19 protein-coding genes are annotated in these 23,558 nt (G+C 53.3%); 10 read left to right on the top strand and 9 right to left on the bottom strand.

Annotated features, from left to right (window positions below):
• The first annotated feature begins 95 nt into the window (after positions 1-95).
• The 3 genes from M2133_RS10930 to M2133_RS10920 all read left to right on the top strand — a co-directional run bounded on the left by M2133_RS10930 (position 96) and on the right by M2133_RS10920 (position 2,366).
• Positions 96-1,640, top strand: a complete 1,545-nt coding sequence (locus M2133_RS10930; protein ID WP_277466162.1) for a PglZ domain-containing protein — start codon at positions 96-98, stop codon at positions 1,638-1,640.
• A 118-nt stretch (positions 1,641-1,758) separates the two neighbouring features.
• Positions 1,759-2,145: a tRNA (adenosine(37)-N6)-threonylcarbamoyltransferase complex ATPase subunit type 1 TsaE gene (gene tsaE, locus M2133_RS10925; protein ID WP_277466201.1), complete on the top strand. Its 387-nt coding sequence runs from the start codon at positions 1,759-1,761 to the stop codon at positions 2,143-2,145.
• A 5-nt stretch (positions 2,146-2,150) separates the two neighbouring features.
• Positions 2,151-2,366, top strand: coding sequence for an Imm17 family immunity protein (locus M2133_RS10920; RefSeq protein ID WP_277466161.1), 216 nt, complete (start codon positions 2,151-2,153; stop codon positions 2,364-2,366).
• On the opposite strand, the gene M2133_RS10915 is transcribed toward M2133_RS10920, so the two are convergent.
• Both M2133_RS10915 and M2133_RS10910 read right to left on the bottom strand, forming a co-directional pair.
• Entirely contained in the window at positions 2,361-2,711 is a 351-nt protein-coding gene (locus M2133_RS10915) for a hypothetical protein (protein WP_277466160.1), read from the bottom strand. The genes M2133_RS10920 and M2133_RS10915 overlap by 6 nt on opposite strands.
• Positions 2,712-2,737: 26 nt before the next feature.
• Positions 2,738-3,187: a glucosaminidase domain-containing protein gene (locus tag M2133_RS10910; RefSeq protein WP_277466159.1), complete on the bottom strand. Its 450-nt coding sequence runs from the start codon at positions 3,185-3,187 to the stop codon at positions 2,738-2,740.
• A 240-nt stretch (positions 3,188-3,427) separates the two neighbouring features.
• On the opposite strand from M2133_RS10910, the gene M2133_RS10905 reads away from it, so the two are divergent.
• On the top strand, positions 3,428-3,655 hold the full coding sequence (locus M2133_RS10905; RefSeq protein ID WP_277466158.1) for a DUF4248 domain-containing protein: 228 nt from the start codon (positions 3,428-3,430) through the stop codon (positions 3,653-3,655).
• Here the strand turns inward: M2133_RS10905 and M2133_RS10900 are convergent, their stop codons facing one another.
• Positions 3,656-4,087: an HU family DNA-binding protein gene (locus M2133_RS10900; protein ID WP_277466157.1), complete on the bottom strand. Its 432-nt coding sequence runs from the start codon at positions 4,085-4,087 to the stop codon at positions 3,656-3,658.
• A gap of 1,341 nt (positions 4,088-5,428) precedes the next feature.
• Positions 5,429-5,848, bottom strand: coding sequence for a hypothetical protein (locus M2133_RS10895; protein ID WP_277466200.1), 420 nt, complete (start codon positions 5,846-5,848; stop codon positions 5,429-5,431).
• 757 nt (positions 5,849-6,605) lie between these two features.
• Between M2133_RS10895 and M2133_RS10890 the strand changes: the two genes are divergently transcribed.
• Both M2133_RS10890 and M2133_RS10885 read left to right on the top strand, forming a co-directional pair.
• Positions 6,606-7,097, top strand: a complete 492-nt coding sequence (locus M2133_RS10890; RefSeq protein ID WP_277466156.1) for a hypothetical protein — start codon at positions 6,606-6,608, stop codon at positions 7,095-7,097.
• A 21-nt stretch (positions 7,098-7,118) separates the two neighbouring features.
• On the top strand, positions 7,119-9,287 hold the full coding sequence (locus tag M2133_RS10885) for a VapE domain-containing protein (protein ID WP_277466155.1): 2,169 nt from the start codon (positions 7,119-7,121) through the stop codon (positions 9,285-9,287).
• 264 nt (positions 9,288-9,551) lie between these two features.
• Here M2133_RS10885 and M2133_RS10880 read toward each other — a convergent pair whose 3' ends face one another.
• Positions 9,552-9,749 (bottom strand): hypothetical protein, encoded by a 198-nt coding sequence (locus M2133_RS10880; RefSeq protein WP_277466154.1) that lies wholly within the window; start codon positions 9,747-9,749, stop codon positions 9,552-9,554.
• Positions 9,750-10,316: 567 nt separating this feature from the next.
• Between M2133_RS10880 and M2133_RS10875 the strand changes: the two genes are divergently transcribed.
• On the top strand, positions 10,317-13,109 hold the full coding sequence (locus tag M2133_RS10875) for a T9SS type A sorting domain-containing protein (RefSeq protein WP_277466153.1): 2,793 nt from the start codon (positions 10,317-10,319) through the stop codon (positions 13,107-13,109).
• Positions 13,110-13,955: 846 nt separating this feature from the next.
• Here the strand turns inward: M2133_RS10875 and M2133_RS10870 are convergent.
• From M2133_RS10870 to M2133_RS10860, 3 genes are read right to left on the bottom strand one after another with little or no spacing between them, the layout of a single operon-like run.
• Positions 13,956-14,984 (bottom strand): ABC transporter ATP-binding protein, encoded by a 1,029-nt coding sequence (locus M2133_RS10870; RefSeq protein WP_277466152.1) that lies wholly within the window; start codon positions 14,982-14,984, stop codon positions 13,956-13,958.
• A gap of 6 nt (positions 14,985-14,990) precedes the next feature.
• Complete coding sequence (locus M2133_RS10865; protein WP_277466151.1) at positions 14,991-16,025, bottom strand: iron ABC transporter permease; 1,035 nt, start codon at positions 16,023-16,025, stop codon at positions 14,991-14,993.
• Positions 16,026-16,035: 10 nt separating this feature from the next.
• Positions 16,036-16,599 carry an RNA polymerase sigma-70 factor gene (locus tag M2133_RS10860; RefSeq protein ID WP_277466150.1) on the bottom strand — a complete coding sequence of 188 codons (564 nt, stop codon included), beginning with the start codon at positions 16,597-16,599 and terminating at the stop codon, positions 16,036-16,038.
• Between the two features lie 143 nt (positions 16,600-16,742).
• On the opposite strand from M2133_RS10860, the gene M2133_RS10855 reads away from it, so the two are divergent.
• From M2133_RS10855 to M2133_RS10845, 3 genes are all read left to right on the top strand, one after another.
• Entirely contained in the window at positions 16,743-17,774 is a 1,032-nt protein-coding gene (locus tag M2133_RS10855; RefSeq protein ID WP_277466149.1) for a FecR family protein, read from the top strand.
• Positions 17,775-18,031: 257 nt separating this feature from the next.
• A complete protein-coding gene (locus tag M2133_RS10850) occupies positions 18,032-21,130 on the top strand; it encodes a TonB-dependent receptor (protein WP_277466148.1) in 3,099 nt (1,032 codons plus the stop codon).
• A 21-nt stretch (positions 21,131-21,151) separates the two neighbouring features.
• Entirely contained in the window at positions 21,152-22,813 is a 1,662-nt protein-coding gene (locus M2133_RS10845; protein ID WP_277466147.1) for a SusD/RagB family nutrient-binding outer membrane lipoprotein, read from the top strand.
• A 399-nt stretch (positions 22,814-23,212) separates the two neighbouring features.
• Here M2133_RS10845 and M2133_RS10840 read toward each other — a convergent pair whose 3' ends face one another.
• Positions 23,213-23,461 (bottom strand): hypothetical protein, encoded by a 249-nt coding sequence (locus M2133_RS10840; protein ID WP_277466146.1) that lies wholly within the window; start codon positions 23,459-23,461, stop codon positions 23,213-23,215.
• Between the last annotated feature and the right edge of the window lie 97 nt (positions 23,462-23,558).

The raw sequence follows: 23,558 nt of genomic DNA, 5'->3' as shown, positions 1-23,558 counted from the left end.
CACGTCGCATATACGAATTTGGGGGATGTTTACGTTCTCTTATTAAATATTCCCTGTAAATTTGGGGGTTGGGTAAACAAGGCAAGTTAAACAGTATGAAGAAAGATAGAATTCTGTGGGCGGATGATGAGATTGATCTGTTGAAGCCGCATATTCTTTTCCTGCAGGAGAAGGGATATGAGGTGACCGCGGTGATCAGTGGGCAGGACGCGATCGATCATGTGCGGGAGGAAACGTTCGATATGATCTTTCTCGATGAGAATATGCCGGGGTTGAGCGGGCTGGAGACGCTGGCGGCCATCAAAGAGATCGCGCCGAACGTGCCCGTGGTGATGGTCACCAAGAGTGAGGAGGAAAGCATTATGAATCAAGCGATCGGCAATAAGATCGCCGACTATCTGATCAAACCGGTCAATCCCAACCAGCTCTTGCTCTCGCTCAAGAAGAATGTGCACAAGAACGAGATCATCTCGGAGACTACCACCGGCAATTACCAGCAGGAGTTCGCGCGGATCAGTATGCAGATCAACGGCTCACTGACGGCCGACGACTGGATGGAGGTCTACAAAAAGATCGTCTACTGGGAATTGGAGCTCGAGAGCGGACAAGCCCAGATGGCCGACCTCTTGCGGATGCAGAAAAAGGAGGCCAACCAGGCCTTCGGTAAGTTTATCAAGAAGAACTATACCGATTGGATACAAGAGCCGGCAGATCGCCCGCTAATGAGTCCAGACCTGTTCAAAAAGAAAGTCTTCCCCCTCTTGGAAGACGACGAGAAGGTGTTCTTTATCCTGATCGATAATTTCCGCCTGGACCAGTGGCGGGTGGTGAAAGAGTTGTTGTCCGACTATTTCACGTTCGAGGAGAACCTCTATTACAGTATCCTTCCCACCGCCACGCAATACGCCCGCAACGCGATCTTCTCGGGATTGATGCCGGCGCAGATCGAAAAGATGTTTCCCGACCTCTGGGTCGACGAAGAGAGCGAAGAGGGCAAGAACCTCAACGAAGCGCCATTGATCCAGACCCAGATCGACCGCTACCGCAAGAACTACAGCTTCTCGTACCACAAAGTCTACGACTCGCAATACGGCGAGAAACTCCTGGCGCAGATCCCTACGCTTACGCGCAACCAGTTGAATGTGATCGTCCTCAACTTCGTCGATATGCTCTCGCATGCCCGCACGGAGAGTAAGATGATCCGCGAGCTGGCGCAGAGCGAAGCCGCCTACCGCAGTCTGACCCGATCCTGGTTCCAGCATTCGACGGCCTTGGAACTCTTCCGCCGCATCGCCGAGAAAGGCCATAAGGTGATCCTGACCACCGATCATGGCACCATCCGGGTAGACAATTCCGTCAAGGTAGTGGGCGATAAGAATACGAATACCAACCTGCGCTATAAGCTTGGCAAGAACCTGAGTTATAACGCCAAAGAGATCTTCGAGATCAAAGAACCCACCAAGGTAGGGCTGCCTTCGCCCAACCTGAGTACGAAGTATATCTTCGCGCTCAACGATGATTTCTTTGCTTACCCCAACAATTACAACTACTACGTCTCTTACTACAAAGATACCTTCCAGCATGGCGGCATCTCGATGGAAGAGATGATGATTCCTTTTATCACGTTAAATCCGAAGTAAAAGCCCCACCAACCTCCCCCAAGGGGAGGCTAAAGGAGCCTAACATAAGAATCGTATGAGTAAAGATATTGAACATAAGATCATCTTAATCTCCCCCTCGGGCAGGGTGGAGGGGCCTATGAGCCGGATGGCCCGCGAATTCATCACGCGGATGGGCGACCGTACGGTCTTTGCTTTCCATGGCGCGATGGGCGCGGGAAAGACCACCTTTATCAAAGCCGTCTGCGAAGCGCTGGGCGTCGAAGAGGTGATCAACAGTCCCACCTTCGCCATTATCAACGAATACCGCAGTGCCACGACCGCCGAGTTGATCTATCATTTCGATTTCTACCGGATCAACAAACCGGGCGAAGCGGAAGATATCGGTACGGAAGATTATTTCTATAGCGGTGCCTTGTGTTTCATCGAATGGCCGGAGAAGATCGAAGAGCTGTTGCCACCCGATACCGTCCGGGTGACGATCGCCGAGAATGCCGACGGCAGCCGCACGGTGAGTCTCGCCTGACCGCTATGACGCTCGCGGAATATTTCATACTGGGCCTATTCGTTCTCCTGGGGCTGTTGGCGATCGCTGCCGCCCTGTTCGACTTCGAATGGTACTTCCAGACCCAGAGCGCCCGTACGTTTGTCAACCTCCTGGGACGTACCGGCGCCCGCCTCTTCTACGCCGGCTTGGGGCTGGCGTTGATCGGATGCGGGATCGCCGGATATCTACAGTGGTCATAAGACGGTGAGTTTGATCACCGCCATGCCGATCAACGCCCAGCCGATCAGGCGTTGGGTCATCTCTTCGGCGTACGCGGCCGACGCATCGTCTACTTCGCCGGAGGAATTGCCGGAGGAATCGTCGGAGGAATCGCCGGAGGAATCGTGGGAGGACGCCGGCCGGCTCCCGCCAGGATCGCACCGACAGCCGCCAGGGTCACCTCCGTCTGATCCATCACAAGCGCGACAAGCGCCGTCACGCCCAACCAGGGCACCGCATTGCGTACAAAACTGCCTCTCCTTCTTTTTCGCCCGAAAAAACAAATGAGCCAGGGAAAGGATAAAATCAAAGATTGTCTTTAGCATAGGACTTCATTCTTAATTGTTAATTCTTAATTGTTAATTGTAATCGCAATCGCCTGGCTGATCTGCAGGATGCCCCGCCGGTAAGCCTCCCGGTTATCGCCATTCACCTCCGAGATATACCGGCTGTAAGCGATCTCCTTGGCGAAGGCGGCAGGGAAAGGGCTCAGATCGGCCGCCCGCGGATAGTGCTGCCGCAACAGGCGAGCATAGTCGAGGAAACTCAAAGCCGTCTCCCCGTACTTGCGGAAAGGCAGCCGGCTGTCACCGGGCGACACCCGTCCGCCGTGCCAGTAGTCATTGGGCGTGCCGTAAGCCGTCAGCCCAAACAGGTTATTATGCACCCGCGCCAGGATACTCTCTCCCCAGGCCGACTCAAACGCCGCCTGCGCCAGGATCACCACCGGATGCATATCAAAGGTTTGCCCCGCCCGTTCGGCTTCCGTACGGTAGCGGGAGATAAATTGTTTACGAGTCATACGCAAGGAATTCTGATTCTAATTATTAATTATTAATGATTAATGATTAATTAGAAGGGGGAAGGGGAAGTTAGAAGTTCGAAGATCGAAGGGAGAAGAAAGAGAGCTAAATATTTGACCGTTTGCATTTTATTTCGTATATTGCAAAAGAGAAACCCCTATCTTCTCAAAATAATTAATAATTAATAATTAACAATTAACAATTAACCATTAGATTCGTCTTCTAACTTCTAAAGAAACATGAACCATCCGGAGATCAACCTACATCGCGCCTGGGGCTTCCAGGAACTGGCGGTGCGCTATTGTCCTTATGTCAGGCCACATAGCGCCACCAACCAGTTACGTCGTTGGATTCTGCACAGCCACGAGTTGCAAAACAAGCTTTCCGCCTGTCATTACACGCCGGGCCAGAAGATCCTTACGCCCCGCCAGGTACGCTGTCTGGTCGATCACCTGGGCGAGCCGTAATTAGACCCCACCTTCGTGACCACCCCCTTCTTCTTCCTCGGGCTTATCGATACGCTCGACCTTGAACAAGCGCGTCATATCCTTCAAGAGCACGCCCGGATGAAAACGCACACGACGCGTCTTGATCATCTCGGTGTTGAAGTTGTCCTTGTTGACCACACCCGAACTGCCCAATGTCGCCCGGAAATTACCCAGTTCACCTACCTGCACCACATCACCCGCCAGCAGCCGGGTACGCAACACACGCATCAACCCGTCCAACACCAGTTTCACATCCCCTGTCGTAGCCGTTGAACGGTCGGCCACCGTATCACAGAGTTCATCAAACGTACACATGCCATTCGCCTGGCTCTGTGCATAATAAAGTTTCGAATCGGCAGGACTCGATTTGCTCGGATCCCTGCGCAAGACCAATTTGTACTTAATTGCCATTGTCTTAATTTTTTAATTGTTAATACTTTAGGAAAAGTCCGCCAAGTCTTCCGGACCACTTATCGTCTTTTCCTACCACAAAGTTACACCCTGCCCCATCCCCCCTGAGGAGATCCGACACCCACCGAGGAGATCCCAGGGGAAAAGAGGAGGGAGAGGGTTAATTATTAATTATTAATTGTTAATTATTAATGGAGGGGGGGAAGAAAATCGGGAGATTTTCTTCGGTAGTTGGTAGTTGGTAGTTGGTAGGCGCGAAGCGGGAGATGGAAGGAGATGGGAGGGTTGTCTGAACTTTGATTTTGCTGATTAAATGATGAACTATGAGTCAGGATTTGTGTATGATCGTTCGGAAAGGACAATGAGTCAGGATTTGTGTATGATCGTTCGGAAAGGACAATGAGCGCTGAAAGCGCGTTAGCAAACAGCCCGGGGTCAGAACCTTGAAGAGGTTCGCCACCCCGGGTTAAGGATACATATAAAAACGGAGCGCTGAAAGCGCGAAAGCAAATCTTTCGTGCTTTCAGCACTCCGTTGTTTGTGTTCGATCGAACCCAGGGTTCCCTACGGTCACCCTGGGCTGAACTCTGCCGTGCTTTCAGCACTCCACAAAATCAAATGGAAGAAAATCTGGAGATTTTCTTCGGTAGTTGGTAGTGGGATTCTAATGATTAATGGTTAATGGTTAATGGTTAATGATTAATTGCTTTACGCTTCGCTAAGCGAACGTTGTTTGAGAAGGTAGGAGGCGCGGAGCGGGAGATGGAAGGGAATGGGAAGGTAAAGGATAATAGCAAGTGGACTATCTTGGCTCCTCTTCTTGGATAAGAAGAGGGGGACCGCCGGCTAAGCCGGTGGTGGAGCAGTTTGATCCTTATCCTAATTTTGTATGAGATAGGTGTTTATCATTTGTTAAAAGATCAAACTGCTCCAGGAGATCAAACTGATTCAAAAGATCAAACTGCTCCACCACGGCAAGCCGTGGTCCCCCTCTTCTTATCCAAGAAGAGGAGCCAGGATACTGATATCGCAAATCTTCAAATGGAAGAAGATGTGAAGGTCTTTTCCCGCTTTGCGCCGCGTGAAGGCGAAGCCTGAACGCTTCCCCTCTTGAGAGGGGTTAGGGGTGTGTGACGAGCGGAGCGAGCACAAATAAACCAGAATACCTGTCTGGTATTCAGAAGGCTCGTCACACACCCCTAACCCCTCTCAAGAGGGGAATGGCTCGGCAAGCCTCGCTTAGGGGAGGAATCTTTCAATCTCAAAAGCTCCGGAAGCGCGCCACGCGCCTGGCCGAAGGCTCTCTTTTGGCGAAGGCTAAAGTGCTGTCGGAATAGGCGTTCAAAGGCGGTCGATCTCTTCGGGCGACAGGCCGGTCAGGCGGTGGATAAGGTCGAGGGGAAAGCCTTCGCCTTTTAGCTTGATAGCCATCTGGCGTGTGCCTTCTATTAGGCCTTTCTGTATGCCTTTCTGTATGCCTTCTTCACGGCCTTTCTTTATGCCTTTCAACAGCCCTTTCTGTATGCCTTTCTTAATGCCTACGGCTATGCCTTCTTCACGTCCTTCCTCGCGGCTGATCCGTTCGGCGGAGGCGATGATGTTGTTGTAGTCGCGGAAGTTCTTGAGCGACTCGTCGTAGACCAGGCGCTCTTCGTGGGTCATCCGTTCCAGGTCGGCCACCTCGAAGAGCTTGAGGAAAACGGCTTGCTGGGCTTCAAAAGGCATTCTATCTAATGTTTCCATATGCTTGAGTGTGTATATCCATCGTTGTTAAAGCCTTCGTCGGTAAATGGGTTTAAAAACTTGCCCATAAGGTTAAGATTTTGATTTGAAACAGCGTCCGGACTCTCCGGGACGCTGGGGTAAAGATAGGGGATAAAAGTCTAATAACCAAGCCATTTGGCTTGTTTTTCCATAAGGATGTGCGCACGGGTTGAAGTTCAAGGGGGGATAGAAGAAAATCGGGAGATTTTCTTCGGTAGTGGGTAGTGGGTAGTTGGTAGTTAGTAGGCGCGGAGCGGTGAATGGAAGAAAATGTGAAGATTTCTGAACTCTGATTTTGCTGATTAAATGATCTGCTATGAGTCAGGTTTTGCATATTAACCAGTAGTATCTAAGCTCCTCTCCTGGACAGGAGAGGGGGACCACCGCTTGCGGTGGTGGAGAGGTTGTCTTTGTAAGGTGGCTATATACCAATAAATTACTAATAGGAACAACCACTCCACCGCTGCAAGCAGCGGTCCCCAACTCCCCTCCTGCCTGAGGAGGGGTGGCGCGCCAAAGGCGTGACGGGGTGGTGGGAGGGCCAGGCAAGGAGCCAAGATAGCAACAGTCGCAAATCCTCACCTCTCAAAAGATTGGAAAGCGCGCGCAGCGCGGAGTGGTTAAATTCGTGTATTGGAGGTTTTTGTCTTTTTTCTCATCTTTGTGGGGTAACCTTTTCTATCTGAATACCTTCAGGCAAAGAGAACAGGCGGGGAAAGGATCCCCGCGTTTACATATCATAAATCTATTAAATATGGAAGAAATTAAAACAATTATGAAAAAGTATGGCTCGTTTAGTCAGTTCGACAAGAGCCCGGAGTATTGTAACCCTACTGACAGCCAGCTGCTTGCCTGGCATAAGGAACTGAAAGACATGCCCCGGACGACCCGGCGGGAACGCTTGTTTATCAACGGATTTTATCGCAAATACGCCGAGCGTTTGGGCTTGGAGAAGATGGATTATGTCGACGACGCGCGTTACCGTGCGCCACGCATCGTCTACCTGCGGGTGTTCTGTGTGGTGATGTTGACTTTGTTGGTGGCCGGGGTGATTGTGGGCTCTCGACGCGGGATTTGCAACAGTATGGTGAAAACTTTCGGCCTGAAGTGCCACTCGGAGTCGTTACGCACCAAATTCTGCTCCCTGGTTGTGATCGACGAGGATTTGCTGCGTGTGATTAATGTGTTGATCGATCGTTTAGAGATAAAAAAAACAGAAAAAGCAATACACGAATCTGACCAATGATTCATTTAAAACTTTATCAAGATGGAAGTAGTAAAGATTAACTGTTTCGAGAGATTTAACAAGAACCTGGGAGATTACTCTCTGGCTCAAGTGATGGAAGGCATTCAGCAAGGGCGTTGGCGTGAGCAGTTGGAGGCGCTGCGTCAGGCGTTGGAGGCGGGCGATACGGAGCTTGCCGAGCGGTTGAAGAAGGCGTTGCCGGCGATTACCGTCTCGGCGCGCTACGCCGGTGCCCGGCGGCTGGAGAACCTGGTGGAGTACACCGGCCTGGTGGTCTTGGATATCGACCACCTGGATGCCGACCAGGTCGATCCCGTCAAGTGGCGCGCCCAGGATGTGCCCTATACGCGGTGGGCGTTCGCCAGTCCGTCGAACCACGGCGTGAAGATCGTGGTCGATCCGCGCGGATTGATCAATCACGCGCTGACGGTCAATAATCACCGGGCTACGTTCGAGGCCTGTCGCGCGTATTACGAGGCTGTGCTCGGTGTCGTGGTCGATCCCTCGGGAAAGGATCCGGGAAGGCTGTGTTTTGTCTCGTGGGATCCGGATATGTATATCGCGCCGGAGGAAAAGTTCCTACAGGGGGAGGAAGATCTTCCTCAGATTGAGGAAGATTTCCCCCCGAAAACACCAGGGGATGAGAACCCCCAAGTGAGGAAGATCTTCCTACACCCAGAGGAAGATTCGGGGGAAGATTCGGCGATCACGCGCAAGGAAATAGGCAACAGGCTCTACCGCTCACGCAAGCAAGCCGACCGGGTGGGTGCCTACGCTCCGGGCAACCGCAATAACTATCTTTATATCTTCGGCCATTACTGCCGCAACAAGCATATCGCGATCGAAGATGTATTGGCCTATTGCAGCAAGCATTTCAGCGACCTGAGCGAAACGGAGCGCGACCAGGTGATCCAGAGTGCTTATAATGCCCCCCGGCAGGAGATAGGCACAAAGAAAGGCCGTAAACCCCTCTACGCCCCTCTGCAGCTGATCGAAGAGTATCTGACGGCACACTACCAGTTGCGGCGCAATGTGATCACCCAGCGCCTCGAAACGCGCCCTGTGGGCGACGACGAGCAGCAGGCATGGACACCGGCCGACGAGGCGATGATCAACAGCCTGTGGTGCGAACTGGTCAAAGCCGGTGTCAACTGCCAGTTTGCTACCTTCCGCATCCTGCTCAGCTCCAACTTCGTCAAGCCCTACCATCCTTTCGAAGACTACTTCTACAACCTGCCCCCGTGGGACGGCCAGACCGACTATATCCGCCAGGTGGCCGATACGGTCGAGACCACCCAGCCCGAACTGTGGCACGACTGCTTCCGCCGCTGGATCGTCGCGATGGTCGCCTCCGCGTTGGTGGCCGAGGTGGTCAACCATACCGTGCTCGTGCTCTGCGGCGCGCAAGGGCTGGGCAAGACCACCTGGTGCATCAACCTTATCCCGCCCGAATTGCGCAGCTACGTGCATTCCGGACCCGCCGATCCGCGCTCGAAAGATATCCGCCTGGCACTGGCCGAATGCATTCTGATCAACCTCGATGAGTTGGGCGCCCTGAGCGAACGCGAGCTCAACCAGCTCAAAGAGATGATCACCACCCCCGCCATTCGCGAACGACGCCATTACGGCCGCGAACACGAGATCTACGCCCGCTGTTGTACCTTCTGCGCCTCAGCCAATATGCTGCAGATCCTCACCGATGTCACCGGCTCACGCCGATTCCTCTGCTTCGAAACCCGGGCGATCGACTACCGCAAAACGGTGCCCTACGAAGGCCTATTCGCCCAGGCACTCGCCCTGTGGCGCGAGGGATTCCGCTACTGGTTTGCGCCCGAAGAGGTCGATCTGTTGCACACCAACAACGAACCCTTCCGCATCCAAAGCCCCGAAGAAGAGCTCTTCTTCACCTACTTCCGAAGGCCTACAGCCCAGGATCGCCAGGTATTATTGCTCACCTCCACCCAGATCCTGCAACTGCTCAACCGCAAAGCCCCCATCCTGATCACCCGCCAGGCCGTCAACCACCTGTCGGCCGTCCTGCGCCGCCACGACTTCGAGCAGGTCCGCCTGCGAAACAAACGCGTGTTCCGCGTCATCAAGATCGACGAAGAAGAGATCGACCGGCAAAAAACCGAAACCCTGCCGCCCCCCGACGCTCCCGATCCCCAATCCTACTTCCAATTCGACTGATTGATTGATTTTTGATTGATTATTTGATTATTTGATTTTTGATTGATTATTTGATTATTTGATTATTTGTCGTCCCCCTCCCTCCTTAAACGCCTTAAACGCCTTTCCCTCCTTAATCCCCTTAATCCCCTTAATCCCCTTTCCCCCCTTAATCCCTTTTTTTTAAAACTCTGCCAACCTAGCCACCCCTTTTCCTTACTTCCTTAAAAAAAGGGAGGAAAGAGGAAAATACCCTATAAGAAATCCCCTTTTTCCCCTTTCCCCTCAATTCTTTAGAAAGTTTATTTTTCGCTTGGCATGGTTGGCAGACTTCCCGAAAACTCCGGCAGCCTTTCCGAAAACCCCGGCAGCCTTTTCCCAAACTCCGGCAGCCTTTTCCCAAACCCCGCCGGCCTTTTCCGAAACTCCGGCAGCCTTTTCCGAAACTCCGCCGGCCTTTTCCGATCTTGTGAAACTTCCCATTTCCTTCCATTTGATTTGCGATATCAGTATCCTGGCTGGGGCTGACCCAAAAGTATCAGATATACTATCTCTGTGTCCTCGCCTGGTCAGGCGAGGGGGACCATCGCTTGCGATGGTGGAGTGGTTGTTTACATACATACCGTACTGAAGTACAGATTCTTGACAGAAAAGACAACCACCCCACCGCTGCAAGCAGCGGTCCCCCCCGCCTGACCAGGCGGGGACACTTAGTTCGTATATCTGATACTTTTGAGTCAACCCCAGCCGAGATAGTCCACTTGCTATTACCCTGTACCTTTCCATTCCCTTCCATCTCCCGCTTCGCGCCTACCCACTACCCACTACCCACTACCCACTACCGAAGAAAATCTCCCGATTTTCTTCTCAATTAATCATTATTGCTTTACGCTTCGCTAAGCGAACGTTGTTTCATTAACAATTAACCATTAGAATCCCACTCCCCAAAAAATCTCCCCACCCCCTTCCGAATTAACAATTAATAATTCATAATTAACAATTAACTTCCTATCTTTGTAAAAGCAGTTAAACCCTTTAATAACAACACGTATGAGACGAGAACTACACCTGGCCCTGACCCTGCTGTTCACCCTGACAGCCCTGGCCGCCACCACCCTGCCCGCCAAGGGACAGACACGAATTTATGTGAAGCAAGAAGTTGCCACTCCCGGCAATGGCTCCTCCTGGGACAATGCCTATAAAGAATTAAGAGAGGCGCTGGTAAGCGACGCTGCCCGGTCGGCAACCGCTGCGAACCCTGTCGAGATCTGGGTGGCTCAGGGGGAGTATACACCGACAGATGGCACCGACCGCAACGCCAAATTTACGATCCTAGCCAACGTCTCCGTCTACGGCGGCTTTGCCGGAACGGAAACCTCGCTTTCCGCCCGCGACTGGGTAAAGAACCAAACCACCCTCTCGGGGGATATCAGTCCCGGCAATAACGACGACTGCTACAGCGTGGTATACCTTAGCAGCGGCACGCTCGATGGCTTTCATATCACGGGGGCAAATAGCGAAGACGACGGCATCGACGGCGGCGGAGTCTGTGCCAACGGCGGCACGCTACGGAATAATACGATCTATGGCAATACAGCCACCAACGGCGGCGGAGTCTATGCCTACGGCGGCGCCACCCTGACGGGCAATACGATCTACGGCAATAAAGCCACCTACGGCGGTGGCGGAGTCGTTGCCGACGGCGCTACCCTGACCAACAATACGATCTACGGTAATACAGCCACCTCCGGCGGCGGAGTCGTTGCCGAAGGCGCCACCCTGACGGGCAATACGATCTACGGCAATACAGCCGCCTATAGCGGCGGCGGAGTCCATGCCTTCGCCACCACCCTGACCAATAATATCCTCTGGGGGAATAACATCACGGCTGGCGGTATTCAGGATCTCTACGTTGACACTCCCGCCTCCGGCTCCCATAACCTGGTCGGCGGCGTGATCGGAGGAGATGGTTTTGATGGAGTCTCGATCAACACCAACCCCCGCTTTGTCGACCCCACCAACGGCGACCTCCGCCTGCTCCCCAGTAGCCCGGCCATCGGCACCGGCAAACCCCTGGCTGACGGCACCCCTACCGATATGGGCGCTTTCCCCTATCCTGTCAAGGCCGATAAAAACGGTATCGTCTACGTCAACGCTTCCGTGACGGGTGGCAACGGCGACGGCTCCTCCTGGATTAATGCCCTGACAGACCTAAGCGATGCGCTGGTGACTAACGCCGCCCAGAAAGGCATCCGGGAGATCTGGGTGGCTAAGGGGAAGTATATGCCGAAGTATGACAGGTATGGATACATTCCTGGCGACTACCGCGAAGCCACCTTTGTGATCCCTACCGGTATCGCCCTCTACGGCGGCTTTGCCGGAGGAGAGACCTCGCTCTCCGCCCGCGACTGGATAACGAACCAAACGATCCTTTCGGGGGATATCGATCCCCACGGTGACAACGATTGTTACAATGTGGTATACCTTACTGGCGGCACCCTCGATGCCTTTCATATCACGGGGGCAAAAGACTCGGAAGGCTCCGCCATCCAAGGCGGCGGAGTCTATGCCTTCGGCGGCGCCACCCTGACCAATAATACGATCTACGGCAATACAGCCAACCACGGCGGCGGAGTCTATGCCACCGGCGGCGCCATCCTGACGGGCAATACGATCTACGGCAATACTGCCACCACCGGCGGCGGAGTCTATGGCGCCGAAGGCGCCACCCTGACCCACAATACGATCTACGCCAATACAGCCAGAAACGGCGGCGGAGTCTTTATCTACGACGGCACCGTCACCCTGACCAACAATATCCTCTGGGCAAATACAGCCGGCAAAGACAACGAAGGTGATAATCTGCACATTCTCAATGGCACCCCCTCTATCACCTATAACCTGATCGGGGATGAAAGTATTCAGGATGGACATGAAGGTGTCGGTGAGCGTATAGGCAACCTGATCGGCGCCGACAACGACCCGCTCTTTGTAAAGATCGATACCGAGAGCAATCCGAAAGTGTACGACTTCCACCTGCAAGCCGGTAGCCCCGCTATCGGCACAGGCCTCGACGGTGCCGATATGGGCGCCTATCCCTATATCCCGGCCGACCCCGCCACCTACCACCCCCTTACCCTCGAAGTGGCGCCGGGAATCCTTCTCTACGGCATCAGCGCCGGTGAACATCTGGTGAGCGATCATCTCTTCCTGCAGTTCCTGCCCGAAGACCCGACACTGGGGCCGGAGGATCTTATGCTGGTGATCGATGGCGTCGACACCCCTTTTACCGTGCCCGCCGGCGGAGCCTACTACGGTTATATCCTGCCCATCACCGCCGAACATACGATCCTGATCGCCCAACGGCGCTACAACGTGATCCTGACCCCCACCGAAGGAGTGACCTACACCCCCGGCGCCGGTACCCATCCGGTGGACTATGGCAATCCTTTTAGCTTCACCGTCACGGGAGCGTTCGATCCGGCACAGCTCCAGGTCTTCGCCAACGGCCAGGAGATCCTGCCCGATGGTTTGCGCAGCACCACACTGAGCTACACCATCGACGCCGTCACCGGACCCATCACCGTCACCCTCGAAGGCACCGGCGGGACCACCGGCAACATTGACCTTGCCACCGCCCCGATCCGCGTGATAGTTGAAAGTGGGAAGTTGAAAGTGGAAAATGAAATGTCCACCGCCATCGACGTGGCCATCTACAGCGTCACCGGCCAAAACGTGGTGCAGCTTCGTGGACTTCGAGGTTCGAAAACCATTGCTTTGGCCGCCGGGGTTTACTTTGTTCGGGCAGGACAACAAACGTGGAAAGTAATTGTTAATGATTAATTGCTTTACGCTTCGCTAAGCGAACGTTGTTTGACAATTAGAAGATAGGAGCCAGGGTAGACTATAGCGATAATACGCTGGGGTCTATCCTGGCTCTTCTTCCTGGCTCCCCCGCTGCACGCGCTTTCCAATCTTTTGAAATGTGAAGATCCCATTGTCTGAATCAGGATTATCAGGATTGAATATATTTACAAGATTAGAGGCGAGCGAAGCGAGTGTCACAGGCTTTAATCCTGCCCATTTATTCAATCCTGATAATCCTGATTCAGACAATTGATCTTCCCATTTTTTCCCATTTGAAGATTTGCGATATCAGTATCCAGGCTGGGCCTGACCCAAAAGTATCAGATATACTATCTCTGTGTCCTCGCCTGGTCAGGCGAGGGGGACCATCGCTTGCGATGGTGGAGTGGTTGTTTACACACATACCGTACTGAAGTACAGATTCTTGACAGAAAAGACAACCACCCCACCGCTGCAAGCAGCGGTCCCCCCCGCCTGACCAGGCGGGGACACTTAGTTTGTATATCTGATACTTTTGGGTCAGCCCCAGCCAAGAATGTCCATCTATTATCACCGGCACACCTTCACATCTCCTTCCATTTGATTTTGTGGAGTGCTGAAAGCGCGAAAGATTTGCTTTCGCGCCTTCAGCGCTCCGTTTTTATATGTATCCTTAACCCGGGGTGGCGAACCTCTTCAAGGTTCTGACCCCGGGCTGATGTCTAACGCGCTTTCAGCGCTCATTGTCCTTTCAGGACGATCATACACAAATCCTGACTCATTGTCCTTTCAGGACGATCATACACAAATCCTGACTCATTGTCCATCATTTAATCAGTAGAATCAGAGTTCAGAAATCTCCCGATTTTCTTCTCGTCGAAGACTTTCCAACAATTCGTGGATGCTGTGGAGGTGGATGGGGTTGCTGTTGGGGGAGGTGAGGGTGAGGTGTTGGGGGGTGTGACAGTGGATGTTGATCGTGGAGGGATCTACGGGGGAGGGTTTGTAGCCGTTGCGGATCAGGGCGTTGCCGACCCAGTAGGCGGTGGTGAAGTCGCCTTCGACGCCGATGGGTTTGTCGGGGCGTTGGGTGTTGAGCTTGCCGGTTGCCGGATCGAATACGATGCCGTCTTTTTGGAAGAACGATTCGAACGCACCGGTGAGGATCAGATCTTCGGGGCTGCCACTGGTCAATGCGCGTCCTTTCTCCAAAAGCCATAGGCGGTCGCCCATCTGGATGGCCAGGTCGAGGTCGTGGGTGGATAAGAGGATGGCTTTGTTTTGTCTGACTGCCAGCTGGCGCAAGAGGACCATCGTCTCGATGCGGCTGGTGACATCCAGGAACGCGGTGGGTTCGTCGAGGATAATGATGGGGCACTCCTGTGCCAGGGTCTTGGCAATCATGGCTTTCTGGCGCTCGCCATCGCTGAGCTCCGACACGTACGCCTGGGCTTTGTGGCCGATGCCTACCGCCTGGAGGGCTTCGTGGATGATCCGGTGATCGGTGGCTTTGAGTTGCCCGAAGAACCCGGTATAGGGATGTCGGCCTAACGACACCAGGTCGTAGACGGTGATGCCTCCCGCGTTGGTCTTCTCCGTCAGTACCACGCCCAATAAGAGGGAGAGTTGCAACGGAGAATAAGCGGTTAGCGGTTTGCCCTGGAGATGGATCTCACCCCGCAGGGGGGGCTGGAAACTACAGAGCGTACGCAAGAGGGTGGATTTGCCGGCGCCGTTCAGGCCCAACAGGCAGGTGACTTCTCCGGGCAGTACCTGCAGGTCGAGGCGTTCGTGTACCACCTTCTGCCGCCCGCCTTTCAGGGGGTAACCGATCGCCAGGGCGTTTGTTGTGATCACAGGGGTGAGGTTCATCGCGCGTTAGTTGAAGTATTGGATATTCTTACGGTTGATAATCACATAGATAATCACCGGCGCGCCCAGGATGGGGGTGACGGCATTCAACGGAAGGATCGCATTCGTGCCGGGCACGACCATCAGGACGTTGCACAACAGGGCAATGCCCGATCCGGCGAGCATGGTGACGGGCACCAACATCTTATGGTTGGACGATCCCAACATCAGGCGGGCGATATGGGGCACGGCCAGTCCGATAAACGAGATCGGTCCGCAGAAGGCGGTGGTGATCGCTGTCAACAGGCCGGTACAGATCAGGATCAATGCCCGTGTCTGTTTGACGCGGATCCCCAGGTTGGCCGCGTAGCGCTCGCCCAGGAGCAACGCGTTCAAGGGTTTGATCAATATAACGGCAAAGAACAATCCCACACAAGAGAACGCGGCAAAGCCGGGCAGTTGCTCCATCGATACGCCGGAGAAGTTACCCAGTCCCCACATGACGAAGGTATGCACCTTGTCGGCCGCCGCGTAGTAGTTGAGGATCGAGATCACGGACGAGGCCAGGTAGCCGATCATGATGCCGATGATCAGTAGCATCACATTGTTTTTTACTTTGGAAGAGAAATAGATGATCAGTCCCAACACCAGGCAGGCACCGATGAACGCGGCTAAGATGACGGTGAGGTATCCGCTGACTGCCCAGCCGGTGAGTGGCTTCAGCGACCCGCCCAGGTAGAGCATCACGATGGCCACGCCCAGGTTGGCACCATCGCTAATGCCCAGGATCGATGGGCCTGCCAGGGGATTGCGAAAGAGGGTCTGCAGGAGCAGTCCGCTGGTAGCCAGTGAGGCTCCCGCCAGTAGGGCGGTGATTGCCTGCGGCAGGCGCGCCTGTAATACGATATTCTGCCACGCCATCCGTTCGTGCCCTTTGCCCCACAGGATATCCCAGACATCCCCCGGCGGGATGGAGACCGATCCATACGCCAGGCTGCCGACAAACAAACAGACGATCAGCCCGGCCAGGAAGAGATAAAAGAGAGATGTCTTTTTCTTCATGGATGCAAAGTTACAATTTCAACAGGAATAACAATAACGGCAGGTACTCTTTCATGTCCGTCCGGAGGATCTTCAGGGCTTGGCTGATGCGGTAGGCGACGGTCTTGGAGGAGACTGCCAGGCGGTCGGCGATCTCGTTGTAGGTGAGGTTCTCAAAGCGGTTCAACAGAAATGCTTCGCGGTAGTCGGCCGGCAGGCTCTGGATGGCTTTCTCCAGGCGGTCCATCATCTCACTCTCGATATAGAGGTCGGGATCTTCAAACTGATCTTCAAACTTACGGTAGAGGCTTTCGTGTACCCGGTGTTTGATCTGCTGGTGCGACAGGCTGTTGAGGCATTTGTTCTTCACGATGGTAAACAGGAGTGACTTGACCGACATCTCGGGCACCAACGTCAGGCGGTTTTCCCAAAGCCACATCATGACGTCCTGCACAATCTCTTCGCACTCCTGTGTCTCGGTGACGTATTGCGAAGCAAAAGCGCACAGCCCTTTGTAGTAATCCGTGTATACGCGCTCGAAAGCCTGCTCACTGCCTTCTTTCAACGCGCGTATAAGTATTTCGTTTTGTATCACACTTTGTCCGCTTGGTGTTAAGTTTTGCAAAGCTACATTCTTTTCCTGTTTCTGCAAAATCCTATCGATTCGAAAAAAAAACGCTTTTCCGTTTAGTACATTCGCCGGCTGAACTGTATTACTTATAGAAAGCCCATTGAGGAATGAAAGAGATAGACGAAGAAAGAATCATCAAGTATATAAACGGCAACCTTTCGGCGCACGAGAAGGCTGCGGTAGACGAATGGCTGGCTGTTTCGCCGGAGAACGGGAAGCTGTTGGAACAGTTGTATTTCATGTTAGAGCTTACTGAGCGATTGAAAGTCATGAGAAGCGTAGATGCGGATAAGGCTTTTCTTCAGTTCAGGAAGAAGAAAGAGATTAATAAACAAAAAGAAAAGTTTAGTGGGTTTGTTTTGGGGCAGACGTTCCGCCGCCTTGCCGCCGTATTGATCCTTCCGTTATTGCTGTTGGCGGGTTATATGCTGCTGCGTGCCCCCGAGGGCGAGACGCAGTGGGTCGAGAGGATCACTCAGCGCGGCGAAGTATTGGTTTTCAATCTGCCTGACGGCTCTCGCGTATGGCTCAACGGCGGAAGCTCTTTGCGTTATGCCGATGCTTTCGGGCGGGATGACCGTAGGGTGGAGCTGACGGGTGAGAGTTACTTCGAGGTGACGCCCGATGCTGGCCGTCCTTTCATTGTCAGCGTGGGTGAGACGTATCAGGTCCGGGTATTGGGTACCTCGTTCAATGTATCGGCTTATGCCGCGGATCAGGCGATCGAGACGACCCTGGTCGAAGGGCTTGTCGATATCGAACTCTTATCGGCGAACGGGAACCCGACTGTCTGCCGGCTCGCTCCGGGCGAGAGAGCGGAGTATCAGAAACAAAAGAAGACACTTGACGTCAAAAAGGTGAATACCGCTACCGATACCGGCTGGATCGATGGCGAGATGGTATTCGACCTGGATCCGATGGAGAAGGTACTGAAAACCTTGGAGCGCCATTACAACGTGCAGTTCGACGTGAAGAGTCCCGATATCATGGAAGCCTCGATCAAAGCCCGGTTCAAGAACGAAGAACTGAGCCAGGTGTTGGAATACCTCAAGGTGGCCTCCGGCATCGAGTTCAAGTACAAACCCCTCGATAGCGGAAGCCAAGAGCGGGAGATACCGATCATAGAAATCTACAGATAAGATGTTGAACCCCTAAAAAAATCGAATGCCTATGAGAGAAGAGACCTGAAAAAACACCATACGGAAGGATATTCACATATCCTCCCGTACTCCTATCAAAAGCTATTACCAGTAGCTTCCAATCAAATTAATAACATAATTAATTGCATTACAAAAATATGAATAATAATATAACCTTAAAATTATTCCGCCCGAAAAGTTTCAAGCTTTCCCGGAGGAGAACTATTACTCTGTGCGGTATCGCACTCTTTTCGTTTATGCAACTAACGGTAGCTTACGCTGACCATTCGACTGCTTCTCCCACGAATGCCTCTCCCGCGACGCAACGCCAGCAGCAGGTAAGAACCGTTACCGGAACCGTTGTCGACAACCAGGGCGAACCGATCATCGGCGCCAATGTATTGGTTAAAGGTACGACCAACGGTACAATCACCGACTACGACGGGCACTTCAGCCTGGAAGTGCCTGCCGACGCGGTGTTGAGCTTCTCGTACATCGGCTATATCCCACAGGAAGTGGTGTATACCGGACAGACCACCTTGACGATCACCCTGACGGACGATACGCAGGCTTTGGACGAGGTCGTTGTGACTGCCCTGGGCATCAAGCGCGACCGCAAAGCGTTGGGTTACGCCATGCAGGAAGTGAAAGGCGATCAGTTGACGGAGACACGTGACGCCAACGTAGCCAACGCCCTGGCCGGTAAGATCGCCGGGGTACAGATCAACCAGAGCGGTACGGGTGTCGGTGGAGGTACGCGTATCATCATCCGCGGGAACAACTCGATCTCGGGCAACAACCAACCCTTGATCGTGGTCGACGGTGTGCCTATCGATAACTTCAGCAGTGATACCGGCGACTATTGGGGCAACTCGAAGATCGATAAGGGCTCGGGTATTTCCGATATCTCTCCCGACGATATCGAGAGCATGTCGGTATTGAAAGGTCCTGCCGCCGCGGCGCTTTACGGTAGCCGTGCCGGTAACGGGGTAGTGATGGTGACCACCAAGACCGGTGCGGCCGGCAAGGGGTTGGGCATCAACTTCAACACCAACCTGACCTTCGAAAGCCCGATGATGACGCCCGACTTCCAGAACGTCTACGGACAAGGCTCGAATGGTGCGTTCGACGCCAATATGATCGGTAGCTGGGGTCCGAAGATGGACGGTTCGTCGAGAGAGATGGCTTTGGGTTCGTTCAGCTATGCCGCTCGCAATAACGACCTGTACAGCGACTTCTTGCGTACGGGTACGAGCTGGAACAACAGCCTCGATATCAGCAAGTCGACGGAAGACATGACGTTCCGTGCGTCTGTGTCTCGCCTGGACAATAAATCCGTCGTGCCCAACAGCGGTTTCGAGCGTACCTCGATCAACCTGCGCTCGACGGCAAAGATCGCGGACTGGCTGTCGGCCGACATCAAGATCAACTATGTGAACCAACAGTCGAAGAACCGTATCTCGGTCGCTGCCGACCCGAACAATGTCTTCTACGATTACCTGTTGATGCCGCGTAGCGTGGGCTTCTCCGACTGGGATGCTTACAAAGACAACGACTGGAAACGTGCCGACGGCAAACCGGCTTCCTGGAAGACCGACCACAGTTCGGCTCCGCGCAACCCGTACTGGTCGACCGAACGCAACACCAACTCCGACAAGCGCGACCGTTACATCGGATTCGCCGCCTTAGACTTCACCTTCACCGACTGGCTGAGCCTGAAACTGCGCACCGGGATGGACAACTACACCTTCCTGTACGACTGGACCCGCGCCACCGGTAACCCCTACTGGGAAACCAACGGGAGCTATCGCGTGCAGACCGAACGTTTCAAAGAATTAAATACCGACTTCCTCTTCACCGCACAGAAGAACTGGAACCGCTTCGGCATTGTCGGTACGGTAGGTGGTAACATCATGTATCGCTCGACTTCGTTGAACAACGATTTCTCCGGCGAACTGGTGATCCCCGATTTCTATGCCATCGCCAACGGGAAAAGCCATAACGGCGACTTCTCCAGCTCACGCAAGCAGATCAACTCTTTGTATGCAACGGCTTCTATGTCATGGGATAACTTCCTGTATCTCGACCTGACCGGCCGTAACGACTGGTCGTCGACCTTACCCAAGGACAACAATTCCTATTTCTACCCCTCGGTAGGTGGTAGCTGGGTGTTCTCTCAGATGCTGAATAATATGGATGTGGATACTACTCCATTGACTTTTGGTAAACTGCGTGTTTCCTGGGCACAGGTAGGAAATGATACCGATCCGTATATGCTGCGCGACTACTACAACATCAGCTACGACATCAAAGGCGGTAGCTTCAACGCCAACAAACGCAACTGGATCGCCAACCCGAACCTGAAGAACGAAACGATCGAATCGTGGGAGCTTGGTCTCGAACTGCGGGGCTTCGACAACCGCGTCGGTCTGGATATCTCTTACTACCAAAAGAACGCCAAAGACCAGATCCTGAAGATCTCCGTTCCTTCGGCTACAGGGTATGAATACCAAATGATCAACGCCGGTAACATCCAAAACAAAGGATGGGAAGTAGCCCTGAACGCTACGCCGGTGAGAACCGCCGGTGGCTTCACCTGGGAGACGTTGGTGAACTGGTCGATGAACCGCAACAAGGTGGTTGAACTCACCGAAGGCACCGAACGTCAGATCCTGAGCGCCGACGCCGGCTTGAACTTTATGCAGATCGTTGCCGAGGTAGGTGGCGCTTATGGCGATATGTACGGCTATGGCTTCCTGCGCGACGATGCCGGCAACCGCATTATCGGTGAGAGCGGTCTTCCGTTGCGCACGAGCGAATACGTTAAACTGGGCAACAACCAGCCGAAGTGGATGTTGGGCTGGTCGAACGACTTGAGCTACAAGAACCTCTCGTTGGGCTTCCTGTTCGATATGAACTACGGGGGCGATATCTTTATGGGATCGATCCAGCAGGGTGCCCGTTTCGGTAACCTGGCGATGACACTGGAAGGACGTGACGGTATGGTCGTTCCCGGTGTGACTCAGAGTGGCGCCGCCAATACCACACAGGTAACGGCACAGGAGTATTACACCGAGATCAACGGCATCGCCGAAGCCTATATCTACGACGCGACGAACATTCGCCTGCGCGAAGTGAGCCTGGGTTATTCGCTGCCGAAGAGCCTGTTGGCCAAGACTCCCTTTGCCGGGGTGAAAGCCAGCTTTGTGGCCCGCAACCTGTTTATGATCTATCACAAAACCAAAGGATTTGATCCTGAAGCCGGATTCAGTAATTCAAGCGCGGTACAGGGAGTGGAGTTCGCTTCCATGCCGACCATGCGGAGTCTTGGGTTTAACATCAGTGTATCATTTTAATCATTAAAATAAAGGAAAGATATGAAGACAATCAAAATATTAGCCGCATGTTCCCTTTTATTGTTCGCCTCTTCAGGTTGTGACCTGACGGAGTTGAATGAGAACCCGAACAATCCGACCGCGGATGTGGATTACAATATGAACGACGCCCAATTGGCCGCTTCCCTGCGCCGAGGGATCGCCATGGAGGGCGATGACGAACAACGGGTGAAATCCCTGATGCTCGACTTCTACGCCCAGGTGGCCGATGGGGGCAACTGGAACCTGAAGAACTATTTCATGAACGACGACTGGAACAACCGTATGTTCAAACGCGTACAATCGAATATCGCCGAACTGAACATCGTCATCCGCGACCTGACGGCCAAAGGCGACGAATACCGTCACTCCATCGCCGTAGCGAAGATCTGGCGGGTCTATACCGCGGCCAGCGGCTTCGACTATTTCGGTCCGATCCCTTTGCCCAAGTATTCCGAGGTGGAAGCCAACCCGCCCTATATGTCGGTTAAGGACGGTTACGCCGAGTTCTTCCGCGAACTGGAAGAGGCGGTCAGCCTGTTGGATCAGTCAAGTGTGAACGCGATCTTTCTGGATAACTCATCGGATATCGTTTTTGGCAACAATGCCGCCAAATGGCGTAAGTTCGCCAACTCCCTGCGCCTGCGGTATGCCCTGCGCCTGTCGGAGGTCGATGCGACGACCTCTGCCGCCGAAGCAGCGAAAGCCATCGCTTCGGGTGTGATGGACGATCGTAGCGATGCCGCCAAACTGCCGCCCAAGGCGAATGGCGACTGGGGTGCCGACTACAACTACACCATGTTCCAGATCACCTGGGGAGGCCCGCTCTTGATGACCTCTTCGTTCGAGAAATTGGTGACGGGTATCGGAGGGATCGACTTCCCGACCACGATCGTCAACAAACGCAAAGGACTCACCGATACGCCCACGCCGCTCTCGTCGGTTCATCCCGACAAGGTCGACCCGCGCGCGACGATCATGTTCGACCCCGCCTATAAATCGGGCGACTGGAAAGGTATGCCTTACGGCTTGTCGTCCACCGCTTTTGGTACGGGCGAATACGAAAGTATCTTGTATTCCGAGTTCGGTTACATCATCCATAACGGCGCGCCCTACAAGAGCCGCCCCTACGATGTGTTCCTCTACGAAGAAGTATGCTTCCTCAAAGCCGAAGCGATGCACCGTGGGTTCGTCGCCGGCGATGCCAAGAGCGAATACGAAAAAGGTGTCTATGCCTCGTTTGAGACCTGGGGCGCCCAGGGAGCCGATCAGTATCTGGCCTCTACGCAGAAGAACCTCGCCGGCACAAGCGCCAACTTTGCCGATCTGTCGGGCGAAGGCAATACCGTGCTGGAGAAGATCATCACCCAGAAATACCTGGCTGCCTTCCCCGATGTGGCCCTGGAATCGTGGAACGACAAACGTCGCCTGAACCTGCCGCGTATGGATGTGGCGATCTACCGCGACGAAGCGCTCTATAGCCAGAGCAATACGAATATCAAAGACCCGGCGAACTTCATCAAGCGCATCCAGTATCCGCAGGCTGAAATCGCCAACAACACAACCGAATACAACAAAGGCGTCGGCCTCTTAGGCGGAAAAGACGTGGTCAACACCAACATCTGGTGGGACAACAACGCCAACTATTGCACTTCAGTGAAATAAGAAGCTTGTTTTTTTTGGGGGGGAACGTCCTATAAAGGACGATTGCTTTGAAGAGGTGCCCTTTCGGGGGGGCCTCTTCTTTTTTTTGGGAAAGGGCTAAGGGGTAAGGGGTAAGGGGCTTAAGGGGCTTAAGGGGCTTAAGGGGCTTAAGGGGCTTAAGGGAAGCTGCTAAGCCATTATTCCCCTTAAACCCCTTAAACCCCTTACCTGCCGGCTTTTTCCAAAAGGCCGGCAGCCTTTTGCAAAACTCCGGCGGCCTTTTGCAAAACCCTGCCGGCCTTTTTTTACTCTATTTCTTTATCTTTTTTACGGAGTTTTTGCTGGATTTCTTTGTTGTATGCTTCCCCCCGAGCAACCAGGTATTCGAACATAAGTGTATCGCCTTCTAATAGCCAACCTTCATATTCCCAGCCAGTTTTCCAAGTCTTTGGTCTCTTGTGCGTTCAGGTATTCTTTTCCTTCCGGATCGCTATTTAATAGATGATCGTAGATCACCTTGTCGTCGATTTTTTCAGCTTCCTGGGATAAAAGGTTTTCGATATACCTTTTCAGGTTGGTGCCTTGCTTTGCCGCCATGATCGATAGGGAGCGAAAAGTATTTTCGTTCATCTCTATCAGTTTCTTTTTCTTTAGTGTTGTCGTACTCATCGTTGCAAATATATAAAATATATATGATATATCTCCCCCTTCCCTCCGAACATTCCCCCTCTTTTTTTGTTACCTTTGCAGTAAACCCATAAAAAAC

It is taken from the genome of Parabacteroides sp. PF5-6 (assembly GCF_029504695.1).
Classification (GTDB): Bacteria; Bacteroidota; Bacteroidia; order Bacteroidales; family Tannerellaceae; genus QVMG01.
Note: the sequence above shows the minus strand (reverse complement) of the source record. Positions and strands in the feature narration are given on the sequence as shown.

What these genes read in the sequence shown, in the direction of transcription:
- M2133_RS10930 (WP_277466162.1), top strand. Translation starts at nt 96, where the DNA reads ATGAAGAAAGATAGAATTCTGTGGGCGGATGATGAGATTGATCTGTTG.
- tsaE (WP_277466201.1), top strand. Translation starts at nt 1,759, where the DNA reads ATGAGCCGGATGGCCCGCGAATTCATCACGCGGATGGGCGACCGTACG.
- M2133_RS10920 (WP_277466161.1), top strand. Translation starts at nt 2,151, where the DNA reads ATGACGCTCGCGGAATATTTCATACTGGGCCTATTCGTTCTCCTGGGG.
- M2133_RS10915 (WP_277466160.1), bottom strand. Translation starts at nt 2,711, where the DNA reads ATGCTAAAGACAATCTTTGATTTTATCCTTTCCCTGGCTCATTTGTTT.
- M2133_RS10910 (WP_277466159.1), bottom strand. Translation starts at nt 3,187, where the DNA reads ATGACTCGTAAACAATTTATCTCCCGCTACCGTACGGAAGCCGAACGG.
- M2133_RS10905 (WP_277466158.1), top strand. Translation starts at nt 3,428, where the DNA reads ATGAACCATCCGGAGATCAACCTACATCGCGCCTGGGGCTTCCAGGAA.
- M2133_RS10900 (WP_277466157.1), bottom strand. Translation starts at nt 4,087, where the DNA reads ATGGCAATTAAGTACAAATTGGTCTTGCGCAGGGATCCGAGCAAATCG.
- M2133_RS10890 (WP_277466156.1), top strand. Translation starts at nt 6,606, where the DNA reads ATGGAAGAAATTAAAACAATTATGAAAAAGTATGGCTCGTTTAGTCAG.
- M2133_RS10885 (WP_277466155.1), top strand. Translation starts at nt 7,119, where the DNA reads ATGGAAGTAGTAAAGATTAACTGTTTCGAGAGATTTAACAAGAACCTG.
- M2133_RS10880 (WP_277466154.1), bottom strand. Translation starts at nt 9,749, where the DNA reads ATGGGAAGTTTCACAAGATCGGAAAAGGCCGGCGGAGTTTCGGAAAAG.
- M2133_RS10875 (WP_277466153.1), top strand. Translation starts at nt 10,317, where the DNA reads ATGAGACGAGAACTACACCTGGCCCTGACCCTGCTGTTCACCCTGACA.
- M2133_RS10870 (WP_277466152.1), bottom strand. Translation starts at nt 14,984, where the DNA reads ATGAACCTCACCCCTGTGATCACAACAAACGCCCTGGCGATCGGTTAC.
- M2133_RS10865 (WP_277466151.1), bottom strand. Translation starts at nt 16,025, where the DNA reads ATGAAGAAAAAGACATCTCTCTTTTATCTCTTCCTGGCCGGGCTGATC.
- M2133_RS10855 (WP_277466149.1), top strand. Translation starts at nt 16,743, where the DNA reads ATGAAAGAGATAGACGAAGAAAGAATCATCAAGTATATAAACGGCAAC.
- M2133_RS10850 (WP_277466148.1), top strand. Translation starts at nt 18,032, where the DNA reads ATGCAACTAACGGTAGCTTACGCTGACCATTCGACTGCTTCTCCCACG.
- M2133_RS10845 (WP_277466147.1), top strand. Translation starts at nt 21,152, where the DNA reads ATGAAGACAATCAAAATATTAGCCGCATGTTCCCTTTTATTGTTCGCC.
- M2133_RS10840 (WP_277466146.1), bottom strand. Translation starts at nt 23,461, where the DNA reads ATGAGTACGACAACACTAAAGAAAAAGAAACTGATAGAGATGAACGAA.